Below are 526 nucleotides of genomic sequence, written 5' to 3'. Positions count from 1 at the left end.
CGAATGTCACAATCAAAGGCAAAAGCAAGATCGGAGCGCAGTCCGTTCTGACCAACGGTACCTATATCGTGGATGCTGTCATCGGTGAGCGGACCGTGATTACCAACTCCATGATTGAGGAAAGTACAGTCGCAGACGGCGTGACGGTCGGCCCCTATGCTCATATCCGGCCGGGCTCCAGTCTGGCGAAAGACGTCCATGTGGGCAACTTTGTCGAGGTCAAAGGGTCTAGCATTGGGGAAAATACCAAGGCCGGCCATCTGACCTATATCGGCAATGCGGAGGTCGGTGCCAATGTCAACTTCGGTGCCGGCACTATTACCGTCAACTATGACGGACAAAAGAAATACAAGACCGTCATCGGCGACAATGTCTTTGTCGGCTCGAACTCGACGATCATTGCGCCGGTGGAGCTGGGCGACAATTCTCTGGTCGGTGCCGGCTCAACCATTACCAAGGACGTGCCGGCGGATGCCATCGCTCTGGGACGCGGCCGCCAGATTAACAAAGAGGACTATGCCAAGCG

General features: G+C 55.5%; 1 protein-coding gene. It reads left to right on the top strand.

What is annotated here, in order from left to right:
• Window positions 1–526, top strand: a 526-nt coding sequence (locus STRDD11_RS13270) for a DapH/DapD/GlmU-related protein (RefSeq protein WP_277593127.1), incomplete at both ends; no start/stop codon positions are given.

Origin of the sequence: Streptococcus sp. DD11 (assembly GCF_001578865.1) — a bacterium.
Lineage (GTDB): Bacteria > Bacillota > Bacilli > Lactobacillales > Streptococcaceae > Streptococcus > Streptococcus panodentis.
Note: the sequence above shows the minus strand (reverse complement) of the source record. Positions and strands in the feature narration are given on the sequence as shown.